The 24,699-nt window shown below is 66.7% G+C and carries 29 protein-coding genes, 1 tRNA gene and 1 riboswitch; of the genes, 16 read left to right on the forward strand and 14 right to left on the reverse strand.

The window, feature by feature from the left end:
* Positions 1-9: 9 nt before the first annotated feature.
* From BAMB_RS03390 to BAMB_RS03410, 5 genes are read left to right on the forward strand one after another with little or no spacing between them, the layout of a single operon-like run.
* Positions 10-1,026 (forward strand): hypothetical protein, encoded by a 1,017-nt coding sequence (locus tag BAMB_RS03390; protein ID WP_041491092.1) that lies wholly within the window; start codon positions 10-12, stop codon positions 1,024-1,026.
* Positions 1,023-1,772, forward strand: coding sequence for a ferritin family protein (locus BAMB_RS03395; protein WP_011656061.1), 750 nt, complete (start codon positions 1,023-1,025; stop codon positions 1,770-1,772). The genes BAMB_RS03390 and BAMB_RS03395 overlap by 4 nt, the downstream gene beginning before the upstream one ends.
* Positions 1,769-2,926: a glycosyltransferase family protein gene (locus BAMB_RS03400; protein ID WP_011656062.1), complete on the forward strand. Its 1,158-nt coding sequence runs from the start codon at positions 1,769-1,771 to the stop codon at positions 2,924-2,926. The genes BAMB_RS03395 and BAMB_RS03400 overlap by 4 nt, the downstream gene beginning before the upstream one ends.
* Positions 2,923-3,540, forward strand: a complete 618-nt coding sequence (locus BAMB_RS03405; RefSeq protein ID WP_011656063.1) for a phosphatase PAP2 family protein — start codon at positions 2,923-2,925, stop codon at positions 3,538-3,540. The genes BAMB_RS03400 and BAMB_RS03405 overlap by 4 nt, the downstream gene beginning before the upstream one ends.
* A complete protein-coding gene (locus tag BAMB_RS03410; RefSeq protein WP_011656064.1) occupies positions 3,537-4,484 on the forward strand; it encodes a fatty acid desaturase family protein in 948 nt (315 codons plus the stop codon). The genes BAMB_RS03405 and BAMB_RS03410 overlap by 4 nt, the downstream gene beginning before the upstream one ends.
* Positions 4,485-4,644: 160 nt before the next feature.
* On the opposite strand, the gene BAMB_RS03415 is transcribed toward BAMB_RS03410, so the two are convergent.
* The 9 genes from BAMB_RS03415 to BAMB_RS03455 form a co-directional block, all read right to left on the reverse strand.
* A tRNA-Lys gene (locus BAMB_RS03415) sits at positions 4,645-4,721 on the reverse strand.
* A gap of 109 nt (positions 4,722-4,830) precedes the next feature.
* Positions 4,831-5,580, reverse strand: a complete 750-nt coding sequence (gene ybgF / locus BAMB_RS03420; protein WP_011656065.1) for a tol-pal system protein YbgF — start codon at positions 5,578-5,580, stop codon at positions 4,831-4,833.
* 19 nt (positions 5,581-5,599) lie between these two features.
* A complete protein-coding gene (gene pal, locus BAMB_RS03425) occupies positions 5,600-6,109 on the reverse strand; it encodes a peptidoglycan-associated lipoprotein Pal (RefSeq protein ID WP_011656066.1) in 510 nt (169 codons plus the stop codon).
* Positions 6,110-6,126: 17 nt separating this feature from the next.
* Positions 6,127-7,422: a Tol-Pal system beta propeller repeat protein TolB gene (tolB, locus tag BAMB_RS03430; protein WP_011656067.1), complete on the reverse strand. Its 1,296-nt coding sequence runs from the start codon at positions 7,420-7,422 to the stop codon at positions 6,127-6,129.
* A 108-nt stretch (positions 7,423-7,530) separates the two neighbouring features.
* Entirely contained in the window at positions 7,531-8,598 is a 1,068-nt protein-coding gene (tolA, locus tag BAMB_RS03435; RefSeq protein WP_011656068.1) for a cell envelope integrity protein TolA, read from the reverse strand.
* The gene (tolR, locus tag BAMB_RS03440; RefSeq protein ID WP_006753267.1) at positions 8,595-9,044 is read right to left on the reverse strand and encodes a protein TolR; all 450 of its coding nucleotides are present in this window, start codon (positions 9,042-9,044) and stop codon (positions 8,595-8,597) included. Before tolR ends, tolA begins: the two co-directional genes overlap by 4 nt.
* A gap of 10 nt (positions 9,045-9,054) precedes the next feature.
* A complete protein-coding gene (gene tolQ, locus BAMB_RS03445) occupies positions 9,055-9,732 on the reverse strand; it encodes a protein TolQ (RefSeq protein WP_006753266.1) in 678 nt (225 codons plus the stop codon).
* Positions 9,733-9,876: 144 nt separating this feature from the next.
* The gene (ybgC, locus tag BAMB_RS03450) at positions 9,877-10,362 is read right to left on the reverse strand and encodes a tol-pal system-associated acyl-CoA thioesterase (protein ID WP_011656070.1); all 486 of its coding nucleotides are present in this window, start codon (positions 10,360-10,362) and stop codon (positions 9,877-9,879) included.
* Positions 10,363-10,470: 108 nt separating this feature from the next.
* On the reverse strand, positions 10,471-11,217 hold the full coding sequence (locus BAMB_RS03455; RefSeq protein WP_011656071.1) for an SDR family NAD(P)-dependent oxidoreductase: 747 nt from the start codon (positions 11,215-11,217) through the stop codon (positions 10,471-10,473).
* 180 nt (positions 11,218-11,397) lie between these two features.
* Positions 11,398-11,498: riboswitch (ZMP/ZTP riboswitch) on the forward strand.
* 137 nt (positions 11,499-11,635) lie between these two features.
* Here BAMB_RS03455 and glyA point away from each other — a divergent pair.
* The 7 genes from glyA (at position 11,636) to BAMB_RS03490 (ending at position 16,426) form a co-directional block, all read left to right on the forward strand.
* A complete protein-coding gene (glyA, locus tag BAMB_RS03460; protein WP_041491093.1) occupies positions 11,636-12,883 on the forward strand; it encodes a serine hydroxymethyltransferase in 1,248 nt (415 codons plus the stop codon).
* A 6-nt stretch (positions 12,884-12,889) separates the two neighbouring features.
* Positions 12,890-13,369, forward strand: coding sequence for a transcriptional regulator NrdR (gene nrdR / locus BAMB_RS03465; RefSeq protein WP_006754597.1), 480 nt, complete (start codon positions 12,890-12,892; stop codon positions 13,367-13,369).
* A gap of 153 nt (positions 13,370-13,522) precedes the next feature.
* Complete coding sequence (locus BAMB_RS03470) at positions 13,523-14,083, forward strand: GspH/FimT family pseudopilin (RefSeq protein ID WP_011656073.1); 561 nt, start codon at positions 13,523-13,525, stop codon at positions 14,081-14,083.
* Entirely contained in the window at positions 14,080-14,496 is a 417-nt protein-coding gene (locus BAMB_RS03475) for a hypothetical protein (RefSeq protein WP_011656074.1), read from the forward strand. The genes BAMB_RS03470 and BAMB_RS03475 overlap by 4 nt, the downstream gene beginning before the upstream one ends.
* Entirely contained in the window at positions 14,480-15,319 is an 840-nt protein-coding gene (locus BAMB_RS03480) for a type IV pillus assembly protein (RefSeq protein WP_011656075.1), read from the forward strand. Before BAMB_RS03475 ends, BAMB_RS03480 begins: the two co-directional genes overlap by 17 nt.
* A gap of 106 nt (positions 15,320-15,425) precedes the next feature.
* Positions 15,426-15,974, forward strand: a complete 549-nt coding sequence (locus BAMB_RS03485) for a pilus assembly protein (RefSeq protein ID WP_011656076.1) — start codon at positions 15,426-15,428, stop codon at positions 15,972-15,974.
* Entirely contained in the window at positions 15,971-16,426 is a 456-nt protein-coding gene (locus BAMB_RS03490; protein ID WP_011656077.1) for a type IV pilin protein, read from the forward strand. Before BAMB_RS03485 ends, BAMB_RS03490 begins: the two co-directional genes overlap by 4 nt.
* Before the next feature lie 102 nt (positions 16,427-16,528).
* Here the strand turns inward: BAMB_RS03490 and BAMB_RS03495 are convergent, their stop codons facing one another.
* From BAMB_RS03495 to BAMB_RS03505, 3 genes are all read right to left on the reverse strand, one after another.
* Positions 16,529-16,972: a DUF3318 domain-containing protein gene (locus BAMB_RS03495; protein WP_011656078.1), complete on the reverse strand. Its 444-nt coding sequence runs from the start codon at positions 16,970-16,972 to the stop codon at positions 16,529-16,531.
* Between the two features lie 43 nt (positions 16,973-17,015).
* Positions 17,016-17,405, reverse strand: coding sequence for a phage holin family protein (locus BAMB_RS03500; RefSeq protein ID WP_011656079.1), 390 nt, complete (start codon positions 17,403-17,405; stop codon positions 17,016-17,018).
* 123 nt (positions 17,406-17,528) lie between these two features.
* Positions 17,529-17,831: an ElaB/YgaM/YqjD family protein gene (locus BAMB_RS03505; RefSeq protein WP_006754606.1), complete on the reverse strand. Its 303-nt coding sequence runs from the start codon at positions 17,829-17,831 to the stop codon at positions 17,529-17,531.
* 315 nt (positions 17,832-18,146) lie between these two features.
* On the opposite strand from BAMB_RS03505, the gene BAMB_RS03510 reads away from it, so the two are divergent.
* Complete coding sequence (locus tag BAMB_RS03510) at positions 18,147-18,785, forward strand: peroxiredoxin (protein ID WP_011656080.1); 639 nt, start codon at positions 18,147-18,149, stop codon at positions 18,783-18,785.
* Between the two features lie 122 nt (positions 18,786-18,907).
* Here BAMB_RS03510 and BAMB_RS03515 read toward each other — a convergent pair whose 3' ends face one another.
* Positions 18,908-20,095 (reverse strand): acyl-CoA dehydrogenase, encoded by a 1,188-nt coding sequence (locus BAMB_RS03515; protein WP_011656081.1) that lies wholly within the window; start codon positions 20,093-20,095, stop codon positions 18,908-18,910.
* Positions 20,096-20,307: 212 nt separating this feature from the next.
* Here BAMB_RS03515 and BAMB_RS03520 point away from each other — a divergent pair, with 212 nt between their 5' ends.
* Together BAMB_RS03520 and BAMB_RS03525 are read left to right on the forward strand one after the other, a co-directional pair.
* A complete protein-coding gene (locus BAMB_RS03520; RefSeq protein ID WP_011656082.1) occupies positions 20,308-21,099 on the forward strand; it encodes an IclR family transcriptional regulator in 792 nt (263 codons plus the stop codon).
* 125 nt (positions 21,100-21,224) lie between these two features.
* A complete protein-coding gene (locus tag BAMB_RS03525) occupies positions 21,225-21,635 on the forward strand; it encodes a GFA family protein (RefSeq protein WP_011656083.1) in 411 nt (136 codons plus the stop codon).
* A 176-nt stretch (positions 21,636-21,811) separates the two neighbouring features.
* Here the strand turns inward: BAMB_RS03525 and BAMB_RS03530 are convergent, their stop codons facing one another.
* Positions 21,812-22,615 carry an EAL domain-containing protein gene (locus tag BAMB_RS03530; protein ID WP_012363186.1) on the reverse strand — a complete coding sequence of 268 codons (804 nt, stop codon included), beginning with the start codon at positions 22,613-22,615 and terminating at the stop codon, positions 21,812-21,814.
* 385 nt (positions 22,616-23,000) lie between these two features.
* On the opposite strand from BAMB_RS03530, the gene BAMB_RS03535 reads away from it, so the two are divergent.
* Entirely contained in the window at positions 23,001-24,677 is a 1,677-nt protein-coding gene (locus tag BAMB_RS03535) for an FAD-dependent oxidoreductase (RefSeq protein ID WP_041491094.1), read from the forward strand.
* The last annotated feature ends 22 nt before the right edge of the window (positions 24,678-24,699 follow it).

Consider the following 24,699-nt stretch of genomic DNA (forward strand, 5'->3'; position numbering starts at 1 on the left):
ACAACGACCATGTCCTCTCTCGCCACCCGTGTTGCCTGCCTCGCCCTGTTTGCCGCCAGCGTCGGCGCCCATGCCGCGCCGGTCGACCATGCGGGGCGCGGGATCTACCACTTCGCATCGCAAAGCGGCTGCCCGTTCGCGAACGCGGCCGCCGCGGACTGCAATCGCGTCGCGCTCGATGCGCCGGACGTTCACGCGAGCATCGATACCGATGCGCACGCGATCGTCTTCTCAAGCGACGAGACCCGCCGCACGAAGGACGTACTCGGCGACGTGCTGCTGCAGGGCACGGGCGTCGACGGCGACGGCCGGCGCGTGCCGCTGGGCGTGCATGTGCTGCTGCGTCGCGACGGCGCGAAATGGGACCGCGACGTGTACGTCCATGCGCCCGTGCACGGCACGTTCACCGATGTCCGGATCGATCCGTATCGCGTGCGGGTGAAGGAGGGCGACGGCGAGCGCGACGTGCTCACGCCGGACGAAACGCTGGCACTGTTCGCGCATCCGTCGCTTGCATCGCGGCTCGCGCGGCATCTCGTGAAGGTGAGCGCGACCGATCCGAAGCAGCCGTCCGCAGATGACATCACGATTGGGCTTGGCGTCGGCGGCCTGACGAAGTCGGTCGCGCGTGCGAGCTTTACGTCGAATGCGCCGCACGATGCCGACGTCGATCGCGCACTCGCAGCCGGCACGTGGACGATTCGTTTCGATGCGCTGAGCAATCACATTCCGGTGTGGGTCGCCCGGCGCGAGCTGTTCCTGTTCGGCCTGGACGGCAGCGCGCTGGTGAAGGACATGCGCACGCGCGGCTTCAGGAAGAACGACCGGATCGAATTCGGCGCGCGTGACGGAAGCGGCTATCTGCGCGTCAACGGCCGCGAGGAAGCATTTGCGGGGGCGACCGCATCCGCGCACGCGTTCATGCAGGAAAGCTTCATCGGCCTGATCCTCGGATGGCGTCGCGATCCTGCCGGCGCTGCGGCGGCTGCGACGAAATCTGCGTCTGTACGAGGCGAGCCGGCATGAGCGCGGCAGGCGAACTGCCGGCGTCGCCGCAGGCAGCGCACGATGCACGCTTCGACTGTCTCGATGCGCCCGTGCCGCGCGGGGCGGCGCGGGTGCGCGCGTACCTCGTCGATCGCCTCAAGCGGGCCGCGATTCGGCAGTTGCATCGCAGCGTGCATGGCGAGCGCTGGGTGCTGCGCATGTACCTGATCGGCGAGGAAGCGACTGAGTGCGCGTTGCACGAGGACTGGACCGGACGGCCACCGGACTGGCTTGCGCCGCGGATCGAGCAGCACCTCGCGGACGAGCGTCGCCACGCCGCGGCGTTCGCCGATGCGCTGCGCGAGCGCGGTGTCGCGCCGTCGACTGCACCGCATGAGCCCGACTGGTTGAGCCGGCGCAAGATCATGCGATGGCGCCGGCTCGCGCAGCGCCATGCACCGCATTTCTCGCAAGGCGTGCTCGTGCCGGCCTATGCGACGGGCCTGTGTGCGGAACAGATGGCGATGCGTGTGCTCGCGCGTCACTGCGCGACGATCGGCGATGCACATCCGTTGTACCCGCTGCTCTCGCGCGTGCTCGCCGACGAGACGCGGCATGTCCGGCTCTGCTCGGACACGCTGCGCCGTCTGGTTGCGCCGTCCGAGGCAGCGCATCTCGCCGCGTTGCTGAACGAGATCCGCGCGATCGAAGCCGGTTTCGGCGTGACGGGCGCGCTGGCGATGGTCGCGGCCGGCTGGTTCCAGTCGCTTCGTCCGCGCGCATGATGCCGCGGATCGTCTATCTCGCGACGGCCGACGCACGCGGCCACCTGATGCGCGCGCAACTGCTCGTGCATGCGCTGCGTGCGGCCGGCGCGCAGGTCGCCGTGCTGACGACGTCCGATGCGGGGCAGGCGTTCCTGGCTGCGTTCGACATCGACGCGGCCGTGCTGTCCCGTCACTACGCGGTGCAGTTCGATGAACGGCAGAACATGCTGCGCGACGCGACCGATCGCAATGTCGCGCACTACGTGTTCAGGCCGACGCGCATGCCGCGTGACATCGCGCGGCTGCGTGCGCTCGTCCGCGATGCCGATCTCGTGATCAACGACTCGTTTCATCCGGCGCTGTTGTTCATGGGCGCGATGCCGGGCTGGCGACGCCGCATCGTCCACGTATACGGCGGCAGCCTGCGCCGCGCGTTGACCGCGAATTTCGACGCACGTCTGCCGCGCGCACTGGCGCGTGCATTTGCACGGATCGTCGACTGGCAGATCGATTCGGCGCGATGCTGCATCGAACACGATTTTGCATACGATGCCGCCGATGACGTCCGGCGATCGCGCACGCATTGCCGGCTGCCGACGCCGGTGCCGATCGTCGCCGAGCGGCCGGCTTCGGAGCCGGCTGCAGCCGCCATTTATCTGAACCCGCACTTTCGCGATATCGCGCTCGCCGATGCGTTGTCCGCCGGCATGCGCGACGCGGGGCTCGCCACCCATCGCGTGGGCGAAGGCTATGCCGGGCACGACGGCTGGACCGGCGTCGACGCCGACTGGGTGACGCGCGCCGCCCATGCTCCGCTGATCGTGTCGGCACCCGGCATGGCCGCGCTGTCGATCGCACATGTGTATCGCCGCCCGATCCTACTCGTGCAGTCCGATCAGCCCGAGCAGGCGAGCAACGCTGCGCGCGCCGCGCAACTGCAACTCGTGCATCGCGTCGTCACGTGGCGCGGCGACGCGGCCGCGTTCCGGCGGGAAGTCGGGCAGGCTGCAGGCGAACTGATGCGCCATCCCGGTACGCGGGCAGGGACGATCGCCGGCCGCGAGCATGCACGTGCGCGCGTCGACGCATGGACGTCACGCCTCCTCGCGTTGCGTCCGCATGCGAAGGTGGCCGATGGGGAGACGCGATGCGAGGCGCCGGCACCACGATGAATTCGCTGTCGCTTCGTGACGATCGCCGGCCCGACATCCGGCAGATGCTGGCCGCGACGTTCGGCATGGCAGCCGGCCTCGCGATCTTCTTTCTGCTGGAGCGTAGCGTCACGCCGCGCTACGTGTTTGCCACGTCGATCGATGCGCGGATTCCGTTCATCGCGTGGTCGTGGTTCGTCTATGTCGGCTTCTTCCCGTTCGTGATTGCGCTTGCTGCGTATGCGCGGCCGCCCGCGTTCGCCCCGTTCAAGGAGGCCGTGCTGATCGCGTTCGTGCTCGGTGTCGTGTGTTTCCTGCTGTTTCCGGAGGCCGTGCCGCGGCCCGACGTCGCGGAGATCGGCAACACGTTCGTGCGTCACCGTCTCGCGCGCATGTGGCAGCTCGATCTCGCGGCCAATGGTTTTCCGAGCCTGCATGTCGCGGTGACGTGCCTTGCCTGCCGGATGCTGGTGGACCGGCGACGGCTCGTGACCGTGGCGGTCGGCCTGCTGATCTGCACGTCGACGCTGACGCTCAAGCAGCATACGGTGGCCGATGTGCTGGGCGGCGTGGCACTCGCGATGGTCAGTGCGCTTTGGGTCGAGCGGCGATCGCTGCGCGGGAGGCTCGCGTGACGGATACCCGTGTTCACCAAGCCGGGCCGAATGCCGGGCTTGCCCGGTTCGTGCCCGATCCGGCGTTGTTTCGCGTGAGCGCATCGCGCGTCGGCGCAGCGCTGGCAGGTGACTGGCTGATGATTGCCGCCGCGTTCGCGGTTGCGATCGCGTTTGCGCATCCGCTCGTGTACGCGTTGGCAGCGATCGTGATCGCGCGCAGCCAGCTTGCGCTCGCGGTCATGATGCACGAAGGTGCGCACGGTTTGCTGGCGCGGAACCGGCGCGTCAACGACGCGCTGGGCCAACTGTTCGCGGCCGGCCCGCTGTGGTTGTCGCTGCGGACGTATCGTGCCGGCCATCTGAAACACCATCGCGCACCGATGGAGCCGGACGATCCTGTAGCGCTGCTGTTCGGCGTGCACGACTATCCGGTGACGCGCGGGCGGCTGATCGGCCGCCTGCTCGCGTATGCATGCGGGATCGGCTACGTGACGAGCGTCGTGAAGCTCGCCCGCGGCGAGTTTGCGCATGCAATGCCGAAGGTCGGGAAGTCGCGTGCGTACGCCGCGTGGGAAGTCGCGTCGATGCTGGCCGGCAACGGTGTGCTGTTCGGCGCGCTCGCATGGGCTGGGCATCCGCTGCTGTACGTTACGTTGTGGATCGTGCCGTCCGTCACGCTGCTGCCGCTCGCCGGGCAGGTGCGCGCGATCTTCGAGCATGCGGGGCTGCCGGCCTGTGCCGACCAGAGCCGCAACGCGCGCACGATCGTCCGGCGTTCGTGGCAGACGTTCCTGTTCGGCCCGCACGCGATTCATTTTCATATCGAACATCACCTGTTCGCGCGGATGCCGTTCCATCACCTGCCTGTCGTGCATCGGCAGCTTGCGCAGCGGCAGTTGCTGCCCGACGGCAATCTGTACACGGGATATGGTGACGTACTGCGCAACGTGAGCGTGCGCTGATGCACGGGCGGGGCACGGTGCGTGCCCTGTCCGGTCGCGGAGTCGGGAGGGTGCGGCTGAGTGTGTTGCAGACATCACCGGGATGCCGCGGCGATACGGATGCGACAGACGCAAAAAAGCCTCCACTTGGGAGGCTTTAATTTGCACTATCAAAGATAGTTGGTAGGGTGGGAGGGACTCGAACCCTCGACTCTCTGATTAAAAGTCAGATACTCTAACCAACTGAGTTACCACCCCACGTTCTTGAAACTTGCCAGCCCGTTGCGCTAACAACTCGCCCAACGACCTAAAGAGCAAAAAATTATAGCGGCGAATTTCAGGTCAGTCAACAACCTGGCACGCTAATTTATTTGATGCTCTCGATCTTGCCCTGCGCGGTCTGCGCAGCGTTCGATCCGGCGTACTGCGACACGACCTGCTCGAACGTCTTCTTCGCGGCCGCCTTCTGGCCTTGCTCGAGCTGGTTCGTACCGATTGCGACGAGCGCGTCGGCCGCGCGCGGATGCTGCGGATACTTGCTCACGACCGTTTGCCACGTCGCGGTCGAGCCGCGATAGTCGCGCAGCGCGTATTGCGCATTGCCGAGCCAGTACTGCGCGGTCGGCTGGTACGGGCTCTGCGGATACTTCGCGATGAAGCTGCGGAACGATGCCGCGGCCGCCTTGAAGTTGCCGTTGCGGAACTGCTGCTGCGCCGCATTGAGCGCATCCGTTTCACCCGGCTGCACGGTGCCTTCGACACCATCGATCGTCGCCTGCTGCGGCTCGAACTTCTTGAGTCGCGTGTCGAGATCCTGGTAGTACTCCTTCTGCTGCCGTTCGAGCGTCGTCAGCCGGTTCGTCAGGTCCTCATTCTCGCCGCGCAGCGTCGCGACCTGCTGGTTCAGCTGGTCGAGACGGCCGGATTGGTCGAGGATCGTACGCTGGGCGGCGGACAACTGGCTCGCCAGGTTGTCGGTTTTGCTGCGCAGATCGAGCACGGCGCGGCGCGCCTCGTTGTCGTCGAACACGCCGGCGTGCGCCGGCGCGGCCGACCACGCCGCGCCGACGACGCAGAATGCTGCGGCAACGCGCAGCCAGGTTACACAGTGCGTCATACGGCAACTCTTCCGTTACTTACTGCTGGTAGACGAGGTCGGCGCGACGGTTCTGCGCCCACGATGCTTCGTCGTGGCCCGATGCTTGCGGCTTTTCCTTGCCGAGGCTCACGGCTTCCATCTGCGAGTCGTTCACGCCGAGCAGTGCCATCGCGCGGCGGACAGCTTCCGCACGCTTCTGGCCCAGCGCGAGGTTGTACTCGCTCGTGCCGCGTTCGTCGGTGTTGCCCTGGATCAGCACGTGACGCTGCGGGTGGCTCTTCAGGTACTGAGCGTGCTGCTGCATCAGCGGCTGATACTCGTCCTTCACCGAATAGCTGTCGAAGTCGAAGTAGATGCTGCGCTTCGCGAGCGGGCTGTTCGGATCGTTCAGCGGATCGACGTTCACTTGCGCGACGTTGTCGGCGCTCGGCTGCGTGCTCACCGCACCAGCGTTGGTCTTGTCGTCGAGCTTCACGCCCGACTTACACGCTGCGAGCGCGCTGATCATCATCACGGCCAGGGCCAGACGAGCTTTATTCGACATCATGGTTACTCTCCTTGTGGTCATTGCATGAAGGGCCCCCACGACGGCTCGCGAACGGAGCCGCCCTGGACGGACAGGATCTGAGGCGGCGCGCTGCCGTCGGAGGGCACAGCTGCCAGCACGTTGCGACCACCCGACTGGGTAGCGTAGAGAAGGTACTGGCCGTTTGCCGCGAAGCTCGGCGATTCGTCACGATTGGTATTCGTGATCGCGTTCGCCGCGCCGGTTTGCAGATCCTGAACGTACAGCTTGAAGCCCCCACCCGTGCGGGAGATGTAAGCGAGCAGCTTGCCGTCCGGGCTGATGCGCGGGCTCGTATTGTAGCTGCCGGTGAAGGTCACGCGTTGCGCCGCGCCGGCGCTTTCGCCCTGCGCGGGCATCCGGTAGATCTGCGGCGCACCGCCGCGATCGCTCGTGAAGTAGATCCAGCGGCCGTCCGGCGAGTAGTACGGCTCGGTGTCGATCGAGCTGCTCTGCGTGAGACGGCGCAGGCCGCCGCCGTTCGCATTGACCGTATAGATTTGCGTATTGCCCGTCAGCGACAGCGCGACGGCGAGCGTGTTGCTGTCCGGCGACCACGCCGGCGCGCTGTTGTTGCCCTTCTGGTCGGAGACCATGTAGCGGCGGCCGGTCGGCAGGTCGTGGATGTAGACGATTGGCTTCTTGCGCTCGAACGACACGTACGCGACCTTCGTGCCGCTCGGCGACCACGCCGGCGAGATGATCGGCTCGGTGCTCGACAGCGCGATGCGCGCGTTCTGGCCGTCCGAATCCGAGATCTGCAATTGGTAGCGGTTGCCCGTCTTGATCACATACGACAGGCGGGTGGCGAACACGCCGCGCACGCCGAGCAGTTTCTGGTAGATGTAGTCGGCGATCTTGTGGCCGGCCGTGCGCAGCGTCGTGTCGGTGGCCGTCAGCGACAGGCCGCCGAGGCTTTGCTGCTTCACGGTGTCGTACAGGATGAAGTTCACCTTGTACTGGCCGTTCGCCTCGCGGTTCACGCTGCCGGCGACGAACGCGTTCGCGCCCTTGGCCTTCCATGCGCCGAGATCCACCGAGGCGGTCTCGGGCACGGGCGTGCTGCCCGCATCGATGTTGGTGAATTTGCCGCTGCGCGCGAGATCCGCGCGGACGATCGACGTGACCTGCTGCGGCAGGCCCGCCTCGTTCGCGAAGTTCGCGGTGGCGATGGGGAACTGGGTCGAACCGACGCCGGTGATCAACACGTTGACCTGCGCGTTAGCGGCGGCGCCGGCCGCAATCAGACACGAGGCCACGAGTGCCCTGAAACCTAGTTTCGTCATCAATCTCATGCTTCTGCTTCCCATGTGACTTGGATCGCTGCGCAACCGCAGAGACAGTAAAAATACCCGATTCGTTCCCGTCCGGTAGCGACGCACGGAGTGTAAGCGCATTTGCGCTCACTCCGCCGCCTTGAAGGTAATCGTAATGCTGGACGGCGTATGACCGTCAGTATCGGGCGGTAACGGAACCGACGCCTGGATCGCATTGACGACCGCCTGATCCCACCCCGAATTGCCGCTCGGCCGCGAGACCGAGACGCTCAGCAGGTCGCCCGAAGGCGTACAGCGGATCTTGACGATCGTCGTGAGCCCCGCACGCTCGCCGCCCCAGACGATGTTCGGCTTCACGCGGCGGCGCACCTTGTCGGCATAGCCGGGCGACGCGGCATTGCCGCCGGAACCCGTGCCGGTGCCGCTTTTCGCGAGCCCTTGGCCGCCGCCTTCGCCGGCACCCGCCAGGCCCTGCATCTGCGCGAGTCGCGCATTCCGTTCCCGGTCGAGCTTCGCCTTCGCCGCCGCATCGGCCTTCGCGTGCGCAGCCGCTTCGGCCTTCGCCTTCGCCTGGGCTTCCGCCTTCGCCTTCGCGGCCGCGTCGGCCTTGGCCTTCGCCGCCTCCTGGGCTTCCAGCTGCGCCTGCTTCTGTTGCTGCTGTTTCTGCTGCTGGGCCTTCTGCTGTTCGAGCTTCTGCTGCTCCACGAGCTGTTGTTGCTTGAGCTTGTCCGCCTGCTTCTGCTTTTCGCGTTCGGCGGCCTTCTGCGCGGCGAGTGCGGCGGCCTGCTGGGCCGCGAGCTGCTCGCGCCGGGCTTCTTCCTGCTGGGCCTTCAACTGCTGCGCGCGGCGCTGCTGCTCGAGCAGCGCTTCGCGCGCGGCCGCTTCCTGCTGTCGTTTCTTCTGCTGCAGCGCGATGTCCGCCTGCTCGTCCCGGACCGGGGGAGGGGGCGGTGCGAGCTTCGCGGGCGGCGTGGGCGTGACGACGGGCCGCGGCGCGGGGACGTCCGGCACCTCGGTCCACAGCTCGGCCTCGGCGCCGGCCGGCGTGCTGTTCTGCCACTGCACGCCGTGATAGAGGAACAGCGCGAGCAGCACGTGTATCAGCGCGGCAAGCGCGAACGCGCGCCAGGTGCCTCGCTCGCGAGGCGGCCGATACGGGTACGCGTTGCTGCGCGGGGATTGCTGCCGGTTCATTGCGATTTGACGAGGAGGCCGACGCGCTTGACGCCGCGCGCCTTCAGATCCGACATCACGGTCATGACCGCATCGTACTGCACGGTCTTGTCGGCCGCGATCACGACCGGCTGGTCGGGATGATCGGCCTGCCGGGCCGACATGAAGCTGTCGAGCTCGGCCTTGGTCATCGTGTCTTCCTGCGTCGCGCCGGAGTCGCCCTTGTACTTGACGCTCATCGTGCGGTCGGCCTTGATGTTGACGACGACGGGCGGCGTCTGTTCCTGCGGCGCCGCATTGCCGACGGTCGGCAGATTGATGATCGACGGGGCCACGAGGGGTGCCGTGACCATGAAGATCACGAGCAGCACCAGCATCACGTCGATGTACGGCACGACGTTGATGTCGGCCATCGCGCGGCGCGAGCGGCCGCCGCGCATGCTGGATCGAATGGGACTTCCTGCCATGGCGTGCTCCTTACTGGGCCTGACGCTGCAGGATGTTCGAGAACTCTTCGATGAAGGTCTCGAAGCGGATCGCGAGGCGGTCGATGTCGTGCGCGTAGCGGTTGTACGCGACCACCGCCGGAATCGCGGCGAACAGGCCGATCGCGGTGGCGACGAGCGCCTCGGCGATGCCCGGCGCGACGTTCGCGAGCGTGGCCTGCTGCACGTTCGCGAGGCCGCGGAACGAATTCATGATCCCCCACACGGTGCCGAACAGACCGATGTACGGGCTGACCGAGCCGACCGACGCGAGGAACGCGAGGTTCGCTTCGAGCACGTCCATTTCGCGCTGGAACGACGCGCGCATCGCGCGGCGTGCGCCGTCGAGCACGAGGCCCGGGTCGGTGAGGCGCTTTTCCTTCGCCTTCAGGAATTCACGCATCCCCGATTCGAAGATCCGCTCGAGCGCGCCGATCGTATGGCGGTTGTTGGCCGCGCTCTGATACAGCGCCTGCAGGTCGCCGCCCGACCAGAAATCCCGTTCGAAGCGTTCGGTCTGCGCGCGTGCGCGGCGAATCGCGAACCACTTGCGGAAAATGAAGGTCCACGACATCAGCGACAGCAGCAACAGCAGCCCCATCACGGCCTGGGCCAGCACGCTCGCGTTGAGCACGAGGGAAATGATCGACAGGTCTTGAGAAGTGTTCATAGAGGTTTGAGTAACGTCCCATCGGGGGTGCCCGGCGAGGGCGCACGGCATGCGTGCGGCGCGGCGCGCCGGCCAGCCCTGGCGCCGAACCTTGCTTAGTATCGATTCAGGAAGGCAAGTTCATAGGCTTTGTCTAAACGGGGCTCATGCGAGCTTCGTTGACAGTACAGTTTGCCCGGCGTCGGTGACGGGCCCGCGTTGCAGCGCGTCGAGCACGACCGGCGGGATCGCCGCGGGCCGGATGCCGGTGCGGTCAACGCAGCCGAGGCGAATGTGTCCGGTGACGAGCAGCGTGTCGCCACGCCAGGCTTCCTGCGTGAATTCCACCGATGCGCGGCCGATGCGGCCGGGCCGGCTCGTGACCGTCAGCGCGTCGTCGAGTCGCGCCGGCGCGCGGTAGTCGAGCGACGTGCTGCGGACGATAAAGATCGCGCCCGTGTCGTCGGCGAGCCGACGCTGGTCGATGCCGCACGCGCGCAGCCATTCGGTGCGGGCGCGTTCGAAGAATTTCAGGTAGTTGGCATAGAAGACGATGCCGCCTGCGTCGGTATCCTCGTAGTACACGCGTACCGGCCAGGTAAAGCCGGAGGGCGCGTCCGGGGAGCGGGTAGGCTGAGTCATGGCGCGCATTCTACCGGAAGGGCAGGGACCGATTCGTAACCGATTCGTAACGGAATGTAGTACGTCGCTGCACGCCGCGGGCCGCTTGAGCCATGCCCGCGGCGGCGCTCGGACAGGTCAGCCGCGATGGATCGCGAGGCCGGCCGGCGCCTGGGCGACCGGCATCATCTCGATCGTGTTGATGTTGACGTGCGCGGGGCGCGTCGCGATCCAGTAGATCGTGTCGGCGATGTCCTCGGCCGTGAGCGGCTGAACGTTCTGGTAGACGTTGGCCGCCTTCGCGTCGTCCCCACGGAAGCGGACGTTCGAAAACTCCGTGCCGCCGCACAGGCCCGGCTCGATGTCCGTCACGCGCAACGGCGTGCCGATCAGGTCGGCGCGCAGGTTCAGGCTGAATTGTCTGACGAAAGCCTTGGTTGCGCCGTATACGTTCCCGCCCGGATACGGATAGGTGCCGGCCACCGAGCCGAGATTGAAGATGTGGCCGCGGCCTCGCGCGATCATTCCGGGCAGCAACGCGTGCGTGACGGTCACGAGGCCCGAGCAGTTCGTGTCGATCATGGTCTGCCACTCGTCGAGGCTCGCCTTGTGCGCCGGCTCGACGCCGAGCGCGAGGCCGGCGTTGTTGACGAGCACGTCGAGCGCGGCGAATTCGGCGGGAAGCGCGGCCGGCACGGCTTCGACGGCTGCGCGGTCGCGCACGTCGAGCTCGAACGGCAGCAGCGCGTCGCCGAGTTCGGCCGCGAGCGCATCGAGGCGATCCTTGCGGCGCGCGGTTGCGACGACGCGGTGGCCGCCCTTGACGAAGGCTCGGGCGATGGCGGCGCCGAAGCCGGCGGACGCGCCTGTGACGAACACGATCATTGCTGCTCCTGGTCGGTAACAAAGTAGCGGATAGTATCGCGCAAGCGTACTGAGATTGCCGCACCGCGGCAAGGCGCCAACGCATGGCGGCACGGGTGCGCGGAGTCCGGCCCTTATTATTTCGGGGCTGCTGGCGTGCGGTTGCCTATTCATGACGCATCCAATACACTAACGCGCTCATCACCCCTGCGTGACTGGCGATAGAACCCTTCGGGTTCAAGGTGGAGCATCCCACCGTGAAGCGCGGGGCGCCGTTTTTGCCGTTCGCCTGGGCAGCCGTTGTGCGCCGTTGCGTGCATCGCCGGTGGCTGTCCTGCCTCGCGTCATACGGATTCTTCCGCCACGTCGAGCTGGTCCCGCCAGCAGCGCAATGTACTCGGCCGCACCGGTCAACCTGTACACACTTAACGGAAACCGTATGTTTGACAGAGCCCAAAGCACCATCGCGAACGTCGATCCCGAACTCTTTGCTGCGATCGAGCAGGAAAACCGCCGCCAGGAAGATCACATCGAGCTGATCGCGTCGGAAAACTACACGAGCCCGGCCGTGATGGCCGCCCAGGGCTCGCAGCTCACGAACAAGTACGCGGAAGGTTATCCGGGCAAGCGCTACTACGGCGGCTGTGAATACGTCGATGTGGTCGAGCAGCTGGCGATCGACCGTGTGAAGCAGCTGTTCGGCGCGGAAGCCGCGAACGTGCAGCCGAACTCGGGTTCGCAGGCGAACCAGGGCGTGTTCTTCGCGATGCTCAAGCCGGGCGACACGATCATGGGCATGAGCCTCGCGCACGGTGGTCACCTGACGCACGGCTCGCCGGTGAACATGTCGGGCAAGTGGTTCAACGTGGTGAGCTACGGTCTGAACGAGCAGGAAGACATCGACTACGACGCGGCCGAGCAGCTCGCGCAGGAACACAAGCCGAAGCTGATCGTCGCGGGTGCATCGGCGTTCGCGCTGAAGATCGACTTCGAGCGTCTGGCGAAGATCGCGAAGTCGGTCGGTGCATACCTGATGGTCGACATGGCGCACTACGCGGGCCTGATCGCGGCGGGCGTGTATCCGAACCCGGTGCCGCACGCCGACTTCGTGACGACGACGACGCACAAGAGCCTGCGCGGCCCGCGCGGTGGCGTGATCCTGATGAAGTCGGAATACGAGAAGCCGATCAACTCGGCGATCTTCCCGGGCATCCAGGGTGGCCCGCTGATGCACGTGATCGCGGCGAAGGCCGTGGCGTTCAAGGAAGCGCTGTCGCCGGAATTCAAGGCGTACCAGGAAAAGGTGGTCGAGAACGCGCGCGTGCTGGCTGAAACGCTGGTCAAGCGCGGCCTGCGGATCGTGTCGGGCCGCACCGAAAGCCACGTGATGCTGGTGGACCTGCGCGCGAAGAACATCACGGGCAAGGCAGCGGAAGCAGCGCTCGGTGCCGCGCACATCACGGTGAACAAGAACGCGATCCCGAACGATCCGGAGAAGCCGTTCGTGACGAGCGGCATCCGTCTGGGTTCGCCGGCGATGACGACGCGCGGCTTTGGCCCGGCGGAAGCGGAACTGGTCGGCAACCTGATCGCCGACGTGCTCGAGAATCCGGAAGATGCAGCGACGATCGAGCGCGTGCGCACGCAAGTGGCCGAGCTGACCAAGCGTTTCCCGGTCTATCGCTGATCCCGCATGCGCTGCCCGTTCTGCCGGCATGAAGACACGCAGGTCGTCGACTCGCGCGTGTCCGAAGATGGCGCCGCCATTCGCCGGCGCCGTCGCTGCTCGGCTTGCGACAAGCGCTTCACGACGTACGAGCGGGTCGAGCTGAACCTGCCGGCCGTCGTGAAGAAGGACGGCAGCCGCACGGAATTCGACCGTCGCAAGATCGTCGCAAGCATGCAACTCGCGCTGCGCAAGCGGCCGGTTGCGGCTGACGCGATCGACGCGGCGGTCGCCCGCATCGAATATCAACTGCTCGCTACCGGCGAGCGGGAAGTGCGTAGCGAGAAGCTCGGCGAACTCGTGATGAACGAGTTGCGTGGCCTCGATACGATCGCCTATGTCCGTTTCGCATCGGTTTACCGCCGGTTCGAGGACGTTTCCGAATTTGCCGACGTGATCGAAGAGTTCCGTCGCGCGTCCCCCTCCAAGCCTTCGCGTAAGCGCTGACGCGCTGCGTCCGTTCATCGTCTTCTCCGTGGGTTCGATTCGTGCCGATTGTGTCGGTCGCGATCGCATGTCGCCAGTCGGCCGTTCGGCCAATGGCGCGCGTTCGCTCGCGTCGCTACAGTCGTCGCATCACGTTGACGGAGGACGATGGCGATGGAACTGCACCGGCAGGTCGTCAAAAAAGGCATGCGCAGCTGCGGCGGCTTCACGCTCGTCGAGCTGATGGTCGCGATCGCGCTGGCCGCGTCGATCGGACTTTTCGCAGCACCCGCATTCAATCAATGGCACATGCGCGAACGCGTGGATGCGCGCTCGCGCGCGCTCCTCGGTGCGTTGTCGTTTGCACGCACTGAGGCGACGCGTCTCGGCGTGCGCGTCACGCTGTGCCGAGCCGGGCGCGACGGCGACTGCATGCGTTCCGGCGAGCGCTGCGATCCGGCGGAATGGTCGTGCGGCTGGATTGTCAGCGGGCAGTTCGACGGACAGTCGCGCGTGCTGCGGCGTTATCCGCGCGATGCCGACATTGCCGTCGCGGGCGTGGCGCACGATCTGGCGTTCGCGCCGCCGGCGGGGCAGGTGATCGGCGGGATCCGGCGCTTCGAATTGCGTCCGCAGCGCATGCTGTCCGGCGACGACGCACGCGTGTCGCGTTGTATCCGGATCGCGGCGGGCGGCCGGGCGCGCGTCGCCGCCGGGCGTTGCGAGGCGGCATGAAGCGCGTGCGCCGATCGATGCGCGGCACGTCGCTGCTCGAAGCGGTGCTGGCCGTCGCGCTGCTCGCGGTCGTGATGCTGGCCGTGGCCGGCACCCAGCTTGCGATGACGCGCGCGCAGCGGGCGACGATCTGGCGTGAACGCGCGCTGTGGCTGGCCGATGCACGCATCGAGCGCCGGCGCGCAGCGGCGGGCGCCGACGACGGCATCGCGGCGCTCGTGGCCGCATCGTTGCCAGGAGGTGCGATGACGCTCGACCATGGGCCGGGCGGTGTCCGCTACATGATTGTCGGCTGGCGCGGTGCGGGCGCGGCGGTATCGACGCGATGCGAAGGCGCGGGGGCGACGGTGACGCCGCCGTCGTGCGTACGGATTCCGTTTCGGGAGGTCGAGGTCGATGCCGTTGAACGCTGATCGCCGCAGCCGCGCGCATACGCTGCTCGAAGTACTGATCGCGATGATCGTCGGTCTGCTCGTGCTTGCCGCGGCCGGTGCGCTGTATCACGCGCAGCGCGTCGCGCAGCGGCGGGCGGAAGACGGATTCCGGATGCGCGATGCGGCCGCGATCGCACTGATGCTGATCGGCCAGCAGATCCAGATGGCCGGGTTTCGGCCGCTCGATGTCGAAGGCGCGTCGTCGTTGCCGCCGGTGTTCGGCTGTTCAGCGGGCCGCGTGCGAGGCGATGGCGCGCAGGTGCGCTGCGAACCCGTGCGCGCGGCGTCGGATGCGGTACTGGTCCGGTATGTCGGCGATCCCGTATCGACGTGGCCGACCAGCAGCGCACAGGTGTCGGATTGTCTCGGGCAGGGTGTCGGCGCCCCGGGTGAGCGGCCACTCGTGGAAAACCGTTTCGACGCGCATGTCAGCCCGTCGACGGGCGAGCCCGAACTGTACTGCGAGGGAAGCGGGCGTCCGGGCACGCCGCAACCGGTCGTGTCCGGAATCGACCAGCTGCGCGTGCGTTACCTGCGTCGCGACGGCGCCCAGTTCGTCGATGCACAGGCGATGGGTGCCGATGACTGGCGCGATGTCGTCGCCGTGCATGTGTGCGTGCGGGCGCGTGGCGAACCGATGCCCGAGGCCGCGCGTCATGTCGATTGCGACGGCCGCACGACCATTGCGCCGGAGGGTCGGGCGCATCTGGTGCTGCATCGAATCGTCGCGATGCGGAATTCCGCGATCGCATTCGCCGATCCTGTTCGTGACGCGGCAACGGCCCACGAGGCGTTGCGATGATTCACGCAAACGGGTTCGTCGGCGACCTTGCGATGCGAATAGCGGCCGGAGGTGCGAGAAGGCGCGCCGTGGCGCCCTGCGACATGCAGCGCGCGCCGGAGGCACCATGTTGAGCGGCGGAGCGACGCGAGCCCGCGTTCCGTCCGCTACTCGAAGCTGGCGTCGCGACGCGGGCCTTGCGCTGCCTGCCGTGATCTCGGTCGGTGCGGCGGTCGCCGCGCTGACCGGCACGTGGTTTGAATCCGCACTCACGGAATCGCGCCGCACGCGTGCGTTGTCCGACCGGCTGATTGCATTCCACGCGGCCGATGCGGCACTGGCGGCCTGCACCGCGCGATTGCTGCGCGGCGGGGCGCCGTACCTGGACGAATCCGCATCATCCGCCGAGCCGGATGCATGGCGACGCACGCCTGCGCTGGGTGCCGCCGAAGCGTTCGCCCCGTTCGCGTCCTGGCCGATGGCCGCGCAGCCGCCGCGTTGCCTGATCGAAGCCTGGCGAGGCGTCGGTCCGCAACATAGTCGTGCGTACCTCGTCACCGCGCGCGGCGTCGGCGGCCATGCGTCGAGCGTGGTCTGGCTGCAGAGTCAGGTCGCGCTGCGCGACGGACGCATCGTTGCGCAGCGCTGGCGTCGCGTCGCGGCGGTGCATCGATGAGACGGCCTGCGCGAATGCGCCGAACAGCGGCGTTCACGTTGCTCGAACTGATGATCGTGCTCGCGATCGTCGCCGTGCTGGCCGGGTGGGGGATCCCGTCGTATCGCGAGCATGTCGCGCGCATGCATCGCGCATCCGCGGTGGCCGCGCTGTACCGTGCGGCTCAATATCTCGAAATGCTCGACGGCCCGCCGCCGCAGAGCTTGCCGGACACCTATGCGCAGGCGCCGCCGGACGGGGCGGCGGTCTATCGCGTCGCGCTGCGGCGAGCGGTCGGCGATGATGCAGCGGTCGTATATGAACTCGTTGCGAGCCCGCTCGATGCGGGCCCGATGCGCGACGACGCATGCGGCGCATTCACGCTGCGTTCGGACGGGACGAAAGGCAATGCGGGATCGATTGACGGCGGCGAGGCCGATGCGCGGGAGCGCACATGCTGGGGCGTGCGTTGATCACCGCCGCCGCCGTCGCCGTCTGCTGCCGCCGCGGCAACCGCTGGAAGGCGCGCGGAAAACGCGCAACGGCCCAGAGCCGTGCGCGTTTGTCGTTACGAATTAGTCGTCGTTGACAGCCGTTCCGCGTTCATCGCGCGACTGCTTCCAGATCCGATAAACCTCCCACGCGGCGAAGCCGACGGTGCCCCACTTCAGCGCGGGGCCCGCGCTCGCGCGCAGAAGCGAGCGGATGGGCTTGGCCAGCACGAGCGATGCGAGCGAACTCAGCATCGGATACTGGTTCACGAGGTGACCGAGGCTCGCGTTCAGGTTCTTGGCGGACTGGCCGAACGTGCCGCCCGACAGGCCGGGAATGAACATCTTGAGCCAGCTGAAGCGCGTGACGGCGTGGCGCACGTCGGCGGCGGCTTCGGCAAGCTCGAGCCGCTCGACCTCGGAGCGCAGGATCAGCAGTTCCTTGCGCAGCGCGCGATGCTGCGACGCGCTCCAGTGCGATCGCGACGAATGGGGGCGGGGGGAATGGCCCGTGACGTTCTGGCTCATGGCGCGTCGGCGAAGTAGGTGAGAGGGGCGAACACGACTGCGTTCACGACTTGCCGCGGAAAATTTCGCGGTCTTTCTCGAGCTCGGCGAGCGTGGATTCGAACACGGTCGGCGCTTCGCGCAGGCCCGAACGCGCCTTCAGCCCACACGCGAGGGCGGCGATCGTGTACAGCGCGGTAATGCCCGCGAGCGACTGCCAGCGATAGGTGTCCCAGAACGCGATCGCGACGAGCACGGTCAGGCTGATCAGCGCCATCGTCGCGAGCATCATGGCCGCGAGCCCGAGGAACAGCACGCCCATCAGGCGTTCCTTCTCCTCGGCGAGTTCGATGCCGACCAGTTCGAGGCGCGTTTGCAGCAGGCCGATCGCTGAGCCGACGAGGCGGCGCAGCGGCCCCTGGCCGGGCGGCTGCGGGTGAGTGTCTGTCGTCATGGATAAGGCGCTTGCGCGCGCAGTAAGCGGCTAGGTCAAAGCCGGCCGGTGGCGAACCACCGGCAGCTTCGGCACCCATGCGCCGCACCGTGCGGCACATGGGTCGGAACGGCGCTGAGCGCGTTACTTGCGGTTGATCAGCAGACCGATCAGCACGCCCACGCCGGCGGCGACGCCGATCGACGTCCACGGATGCTCATGCACGTAATCGTCGGTCGCGCGGGCCGCCTTCTTGCCCTTCTCGACCACCACGACCTGAACGTCGGTTGCCTTTTCCTTGGCCTGCTTCAGACGCGACATGGCTTTCTCGCGCAGTTCGGCCGCACGGTCGCCCGTGCTGCTCGCAGCTTGCTTGAGCAGATCCTCGGCGTCCGCGAGAACGGTTTTGATATCCGACATCAGTTTCTCCTTGTTGATTTCCGACATTGCAACTCCCTTCATGCTGTCATGCTGCAGGTTCACATCGTAACGAAACCCCTGCCTGCTGGCGAGCCGGGAACACACGGCGGTGGTGCGATACCGCATGTTAAACGACTCGTAATCTTCAACAGAGCCGCAAACCGTGCAAAAAGTTCTATCGCCGCCGTCAGGCCTGCTTCGACGCAGGGTAAAAATGACAAAAAAGTATGAATATCAAACGGAATAATCGTTCGCACCGCCCATTGCTTCCCGTAAGCTGATGGACTGTCCCGCGCCATCCAGCGCGCGGTTTCAACCAGCATCGTTCGAGGAGGCAACATCATGAGTCTGCGTCTTGGTGACATCGCACCGGATTTCGAGCAGGAAACGAGCCTGGGCCCGATCAAGTTTCATGAGTGGCTGGGCAACAGCTGGGGCGTCCTGTTCTCGCACCCGGCCGACTACACGCCGGTGTGCACGACTGAACTCGGGTTGACCTCGAAGCTGAAGGGCGAATTCGAGAAACGCAACGTGAAGGTGATCGCGCTGTCGGTCGACGACGTCGAATCGCACAAAGGCTGGATCAACGACATCAACGAAACGCAGTCGACGGTCGTCGGTTTCCCGATCATCGCCGACTCGGACCGCAAGGTCTCGCAACTGTACGACATGATCCATCCGAACGCGAACGAAACGCTGACGGTACGCTCGCTGTTCGTGATCGACCCGAACAAGAAGGTGCGGCTCTTCATCACCTATCCGGCCAGCACCGGGCGCAACTTCGACGAAGTGCTGCGCGTGATCGACTCGCTGCAACTGACCGATAATTACAAAGTCGCGACGCCTGGCAACTGGAAGGACGGCGACGACGTCGTGATCGTGCCGTCGCTGCAGGATCCGGAAGAACTGAAGAAACGCTTCCCGAAGGGCTTCAACGCAGTGCGTCCGTACCTGCGCCTCACGCCGCAGCCGAACAAGTAAGCATCGGCCGCGCGTGACGCACGCGCGCCCCGATGAAAACGGCCCGCCCGGCAGCGATGCCGGGCGGGCCGTGTCGTTTCAGCGCATGCGGCGCGCGGGCGCCGCGAGCTACGCGAGATTGATCAGAAGAATGCCTGGATGCCCGTCTGCGCGCGGCCGAGGATCAGCGCGTGGATGTCGTGCGTGCCTTCGTACGTGTTGACCACTTCGAGGTTCACGAGGTGGCGCGCGACGCCGAATTCGTCCGAGATGCCGTTGCCGCCGAGCATGTCGCGCGCGAGCCGCGCGATGTCGAGCGACTTGCCGCACGAGTTGCGTTTCATGATCGACGTGATCTCGACGGCCGCCGTGCCTTCGTCCTTCATCCGGCCGAGACGCAGCACGCCCTGCAGGCCGAGCGTGATCTCGGTCTGCATGTCGGCGAGCTTCTTCTGGATCAGCTGGTTCGCGGCGAGCGGCCGGCCGAACTGCTGGCGGTCGAGCACGTACTGGCGCGCGGTGTGCCAGCAGGATTCGGCCGCGCCGAGCGCGCCCCAGGCGATCCCGTAGCGTGCCGAGTTCAGGCACGTGAACGGCCCGCGCAGGCCGCTCACGTTCGGCAGCAGGTTCTCTTCGGGAACGAACACTTCGTCGAGCACGATCTCGCCGGTGATCGACGCGCGCAGCCCGACCTTGCCGTGGATCGCGGGCGCCGACAAACCCTTCCAGCCCTTCTCGAGGATGAAGCCGCGAATCGCGTCCTTGCCGTTTTCTTCCAGCTTCGCCCACACGACGAACACGTCGGCGATCGGGGAGTTGGTGATCCACATCTTCGCGCCGGACACCGAATAGCCGCCGGGTACCTTCTTCGCGCGCGTGACCATGCCGCCCGGATCGGAGCCGTGGTTCGGCTCGGTCAGCCCGAAGCAGCCGATCCATTCGCCGGTCGCGAGCTTCGGCAGGTATTTCTGCTTCTGCGCGTCCGAGCCGAATTCGAAGATCGGCACCATCACGAGCGACGACTGCACGGACATCATCGAGCGGTAGCCGGAGTCGACGCGCTCGACTTCGCGCGCGATCAGGCCGTAGCTGACGTAATTGAGGCCCGGGCCGCCGTATTCTTCCGGAATCGTCGGGCCCAGCAGGCCGACTTCACCCATTTCGCGGAAGATCTCGATGTCGGTGCGCTCATGCCGGAACGCCTCGGTGACGCGCGGCGCGAGCTTGTCCTGCGCGTACGCGTGCGCGGCATCGCGCACCATCCGCTCCTCTTCGGTCAGTTGCTGGTCGAGCAGCAGCGGATCGTCCCAATGAAAAGTTGCAGCGCTCATCGTGTCATCTCCTGTCGGGGCGCTTCGCCGCTTGCTCTGCTCCGTGCTTCGCGGTCGGTCAGAGTCGGCGGATCCAGCGCTTTGCCTGATTCCATGCTTTGCGGTCGTCCCGGGTTGGCGCTTCGACGCCTTGCCCGATGTCTAAAGTTCGCTTGACTATAGTTCCGCTGTGCGGAACAATGTTTTGCAAAACGAACCCAGTGTAGCATCAGATGACACTTTCAACCATCGACGAAACCACGATCGACGAACGCAAGTTCGTCGTTGCGCTCGCGCGCGGGCTCGACCTGCTGCGCGCGTTCCGGCCCGGCGAGACGATGCTCGGCAATCGCGACTTCGCGGAGCGCACCGGGCTGCCGAAGGCGACGGTGAACCGGCTCGCGTACACGCTGACCGTGCTCGGCTACCTGCGCTATGACGAAACGCTCGGAAAGTATGCGCTCGACGCCGGCGTGCTGTCGCTCGGCTACGCGCTGCTGTCCGGCTCGGGGACGATCGATCTCGCGCGGCCGCACATGCAGGCGCTCGCGCGTGAAATCGGCGCGGCCGTGTCGCTCGGCTGCCGCGACGGGCTCGACATGATCTACCTGGAGACGATCCGCAGCGAAACCGCGCTGACGCTCGGGCTTGCGCCCGGCTCGCGACTGTCGATGCTGACGAGCTCGATGGGCCGCGCGTACCTCGCCGTGCAGCCGGAGGACGTGCGCCGCGCGCTTTATGCGGAGCTGCACCGGGCGGCCGGCGGCGCGGCCGACGCGGATGCGCTCGTCGCGGCCGCGCAGCTTGCGGTGGCCGAGTTCTCCGAGGGCGGATGCTGCTATTCGTTTCGCGCGTGGCACATGGACGTGAACGCGGCGGCCGTGCCGTTTCGCGAGCCGCGCGAGGGGCGCTGGCTGATTTTGAGTTGCAGCGGGCCCGCATCGTCGATGGACGAGCACGTGTTCCGTACGCAGGTCGGCCCAAAGCTTAAGGCGCTCGCGCAGCGGCTCGGGCAAACGGTCTGAGTGGGGTGCCGCGAGCCCGCGCGTCACCCGGGTTCTGCGGAACGGGGAAGCGCGCAGCCGCCGGTTGCACCGCGTGCGAACCGCGCTCATCATCGTTCGCCAGCTTCCCTACGACGAGGTTCGCGATGCCACACCCCGAAACGATGGAAGGCGGTTGCGCGTGCGGGGCGATCCGCTACCGGATCGCCGGGATTCCGGCCGACGCCGGTTTCTGCCATTGCCGGCTCTGCCAGCGCACGACGGGCGCGGCGGTCGTCGCGTCGGCATCGGTGCCGATCGACGCATTCGAATACCTGCAGGGCGAGCCGACGGTCTATGCGTCGAGCGCGTGGGGCGAGCGGCGCTTTTGCGGCCGCTGCGGCGCGCAGCTCGAATACCGGCTGGCCGATGCACCGACGACCGTGGAAATCAACAGTGCGACGCTCGACGAGCCGTCGCGGCTGCGGCCCGCGTGGCACGTGTGGTACAGGGATCGATTCCCGGGCGTCGAAATCGGCGACGATCTGCCCAAATACGATGAGGGTGGAAGGGCGTAGGCAGCCATCGGCGTCGATGCGCCGGCATCGCATCCCGCGCGCAAGCGCGTCCGACCTTTCTGCCTGAACGAACGCGAAACCGTCAGCCAGCGAGCGACGATGCCCGCTGCCCGCGATTCCCCCAGCAATACGTCATCGAGATCCGCCATCCGGCGCGGCCCCGTCGCCCGCCCGCTTCAGGCCGTGACGACCTTCGCGAACACCGGCCCCTGCATGAACCGCACGTCGTGCTGGCGCAGCAGCTCGCACTGCGTCTCGTCGACGACACCATCGAAAATCAGCGGAATCCGCACGCGCTGCGCATACGCGACCAGCGCCTTCACCATCCCGTCGCGCAGCGCGATGCCCGCATCCATCTTGATGTAGTCGGGCCGCGCCATGTCCGATTCGACCGCGAGGATCCGGCCCGGGTCGGGCAGCTTGTCCGCGACCTTGAAGCCGTGATGCTGGTAGCTGCGCGTCAGGTAGCCGAGGAAGGTCTTGTGCGCGACCGCGACCGCCGGCAGCTCGATCACGATCCGCTCCGTCGGTAGCCCGAAGCGCTGCAGCACCGACGAGAAATGCTTGCCGTGGTCGTACTTCACGCTCTTGAGCAGCCGCTCGTGCACGCGCAGGAACAGCAGCCCGTGGCGTTGCGCGCCGAAGAAATTGATTGCGTGCAGCGCGCGCGACAGCCGGTCGATCGCGACGAGCGCCTGGTCGTCGACGGCCGAGTCGACCGGGTCGTGCGGGGCGCCCGTGACCAGCGTGACGGCCTGGAAGCCGAGCTCGTCGCCGTAGCGCTCGATCGCATCCGTGAACGACGTCGACTGCGGTGCGCCAGGCATCGTCACGTCGTAGATGGGTTCGTAGGCGCTCGCGAGCGTGCGCTCCGGCAGATTCGCGCACGCGGTGCCGCCCTCGGCGAGCGCAAGGTGTTCCCGCAGATACGGTAGTTGCCCGGCACGGACGACCAGCTCGGGAATGTTGGGCGGAATCATCGGCGTAGGAAGGAAAAATGGCGGCCGAACGGGCCGCCTCATGTCTTGATATTAGCAGTGCGCGCCCGGCTCGGCTTGGCGTTTCGCTCATATCGTTATCCCGTCCCTCCGTCGATGGCTAGGGTTTACGTTGATTTCACTATTCGTAATTGGTTTTACTATTCGTAAATCCAAGGATTTGTCGCCGATCAAGAAAAGCGGCGTTCGGGCGCCCGCAACGGCGCCGTTTCCCGAATCGAATCAACAGGCAGCAAGGAGCGAGACGTGGCGGTTGACAGCAAGTGGGCGCAGCAGCGCGGGCCGCGGCAGCGGCGGCGACAGGCAAAGGACATGGGCGCAACGACGCGGCACGCGCGGGCGTGCGCGCGGCAAGGTTGACGAGCGGATGGCGACCATGAGCATCGATTACCAGACGCTGAAATTCGAGTACCGGCCGCGCGCGGCGCGGGCCGCCGGCGATGACGCGGTCATCCACCCGGTGATCGTCGTCGGCGCGGGCCCGGTGGGCTTGGCGGCCGCGATCGACCTGGCGCAGCAGGGCGTGCCGGTCGTGCTGCTCGACGACGACGACACGCTGTCGACGGGCTCGCGCGCGATCTGCTTCGCGAAGCGCACGCTCGAGATCTTCGACCGGCTCGGCTGCGGCGAGCGCTTCGTCGAGAAGGGCGTGAGCTGGCACGTCGGCAAGGTGTTCCTGCAGGACGAGCAGCTGTACGCATTCGACCTGCTGCCCGAGGAAGGGCATGCGCGCCCCGCGTTCATCAACCTGCAGCAGTACTACGTGGAAGGCTATCTGGCCAAGCGCGCGTTCGAACTGCCGAACCTGGAGATTCGCTGGAAGCACAAGGTGACGGGCGTCGCGCAGTCGGCGGAGCACGCGGCGCTGACCGTCGAGACGCCGGAAGGCATCGAGACGCTGCATGCGCGGTACGTAATCGCGGCCGACGGCTCGCGCAGCCCGATGCGCGCGGCGATGGGCCTCGAAAGCCGCGGCCGCACGTTCAAGGACCGCTTCCTGATCGCCGACGTGAAGATGAAGGCGGAATTCCCGACCGAGCGCTGGTTCTGGTTCGATCCGCCGTTTCACCGCAACCAGTCGGTGCTGCTGCACCGCCAGCCCGACAACGTGTGGCGCATCGACTTCCAGCTCGGCTGGGACGCCGATCCGGTCGCCGAGAAGCAGCCGGAGCGCGTGATTCCGCGCGTGCGTGCGCTGCTCGGGGCGGACGTCGAGTTCGAGCTGGAATGGGTGAGCGTCTATACGTTCCGCTGCCAGCGGATGGATACGTTCAGGCACGGCCGCGTGCTGTTCGCGGGCGATTCCGCGCACGGCGTGTCGCCGTTCGGCGCGCGCGGCGCGAACAGCGGCGTGCAGGATGCGGACAATCTCGCGTGGAAGCTGAAGCTCGTGCTCGACGGCCGCGCGGACGATCGCCTGCTCGACACCTATGCGAGCGAGCGCGAGTTCGCGGCCGACGAGAACATCCGCAATTCGACGCGCTCGACCGACTTCATCACGCCGAAGAGCGCGGTGTCGCGCGTGTTCCGCGACGCGACGCTGAAGCTCGCACGCGACTGCGAATTCGCGCGCAAGCTCGTGAACAGCGGCCGCCTGTCGGTGCCGGCCGTGCTGGCCGATTCGCCGCTGAACACGCCGGACCGCAACGGCGACGCGTTCGCGTGCGCGATGCGCCCGGGTGCCGCGGCGGCCGACGCGCCGGTGCGCGCGCGAGGGGCGTCGGGCTGGCTGCTGCAGCATCTGGGCGATGGCTTCGCGGGCGTGCTGTTCGGGCTGCCGGCCGACGCACCCGCGCTCGTGCAGGCGCTCGACGGCCTCGCCTTGCCGGTGCGGCCGGTGCTCATCGTGCCGGCCGGGCATGCGCAACCGTTGGCCGGGGTCGACGTCGTGGAGGACGTCGACGGCTTCGCCGCGCAACGCTACGACGCGCAGCCCGGCACGTTCTACCTGCTGCGCCCCGACCAGCACGTCTGCGCGCGGATGCGCACGCTGGAGCGCCAGGCGATCGCCGACGCACTGGCGCGCGCGACCTGCGCACGCTGAACCCCGTATCGACACGACAACG

Source organism: Burkholderia ambifaria AMMD, from assembly GCF_000203915.1.
Classification (GTDB): Bacteria; Pseudomonadota; Gammaproteobacteria; order Burkholderiales; family Burkholderiaceae; genus Burkholderia; species Burkholderia ambifaria.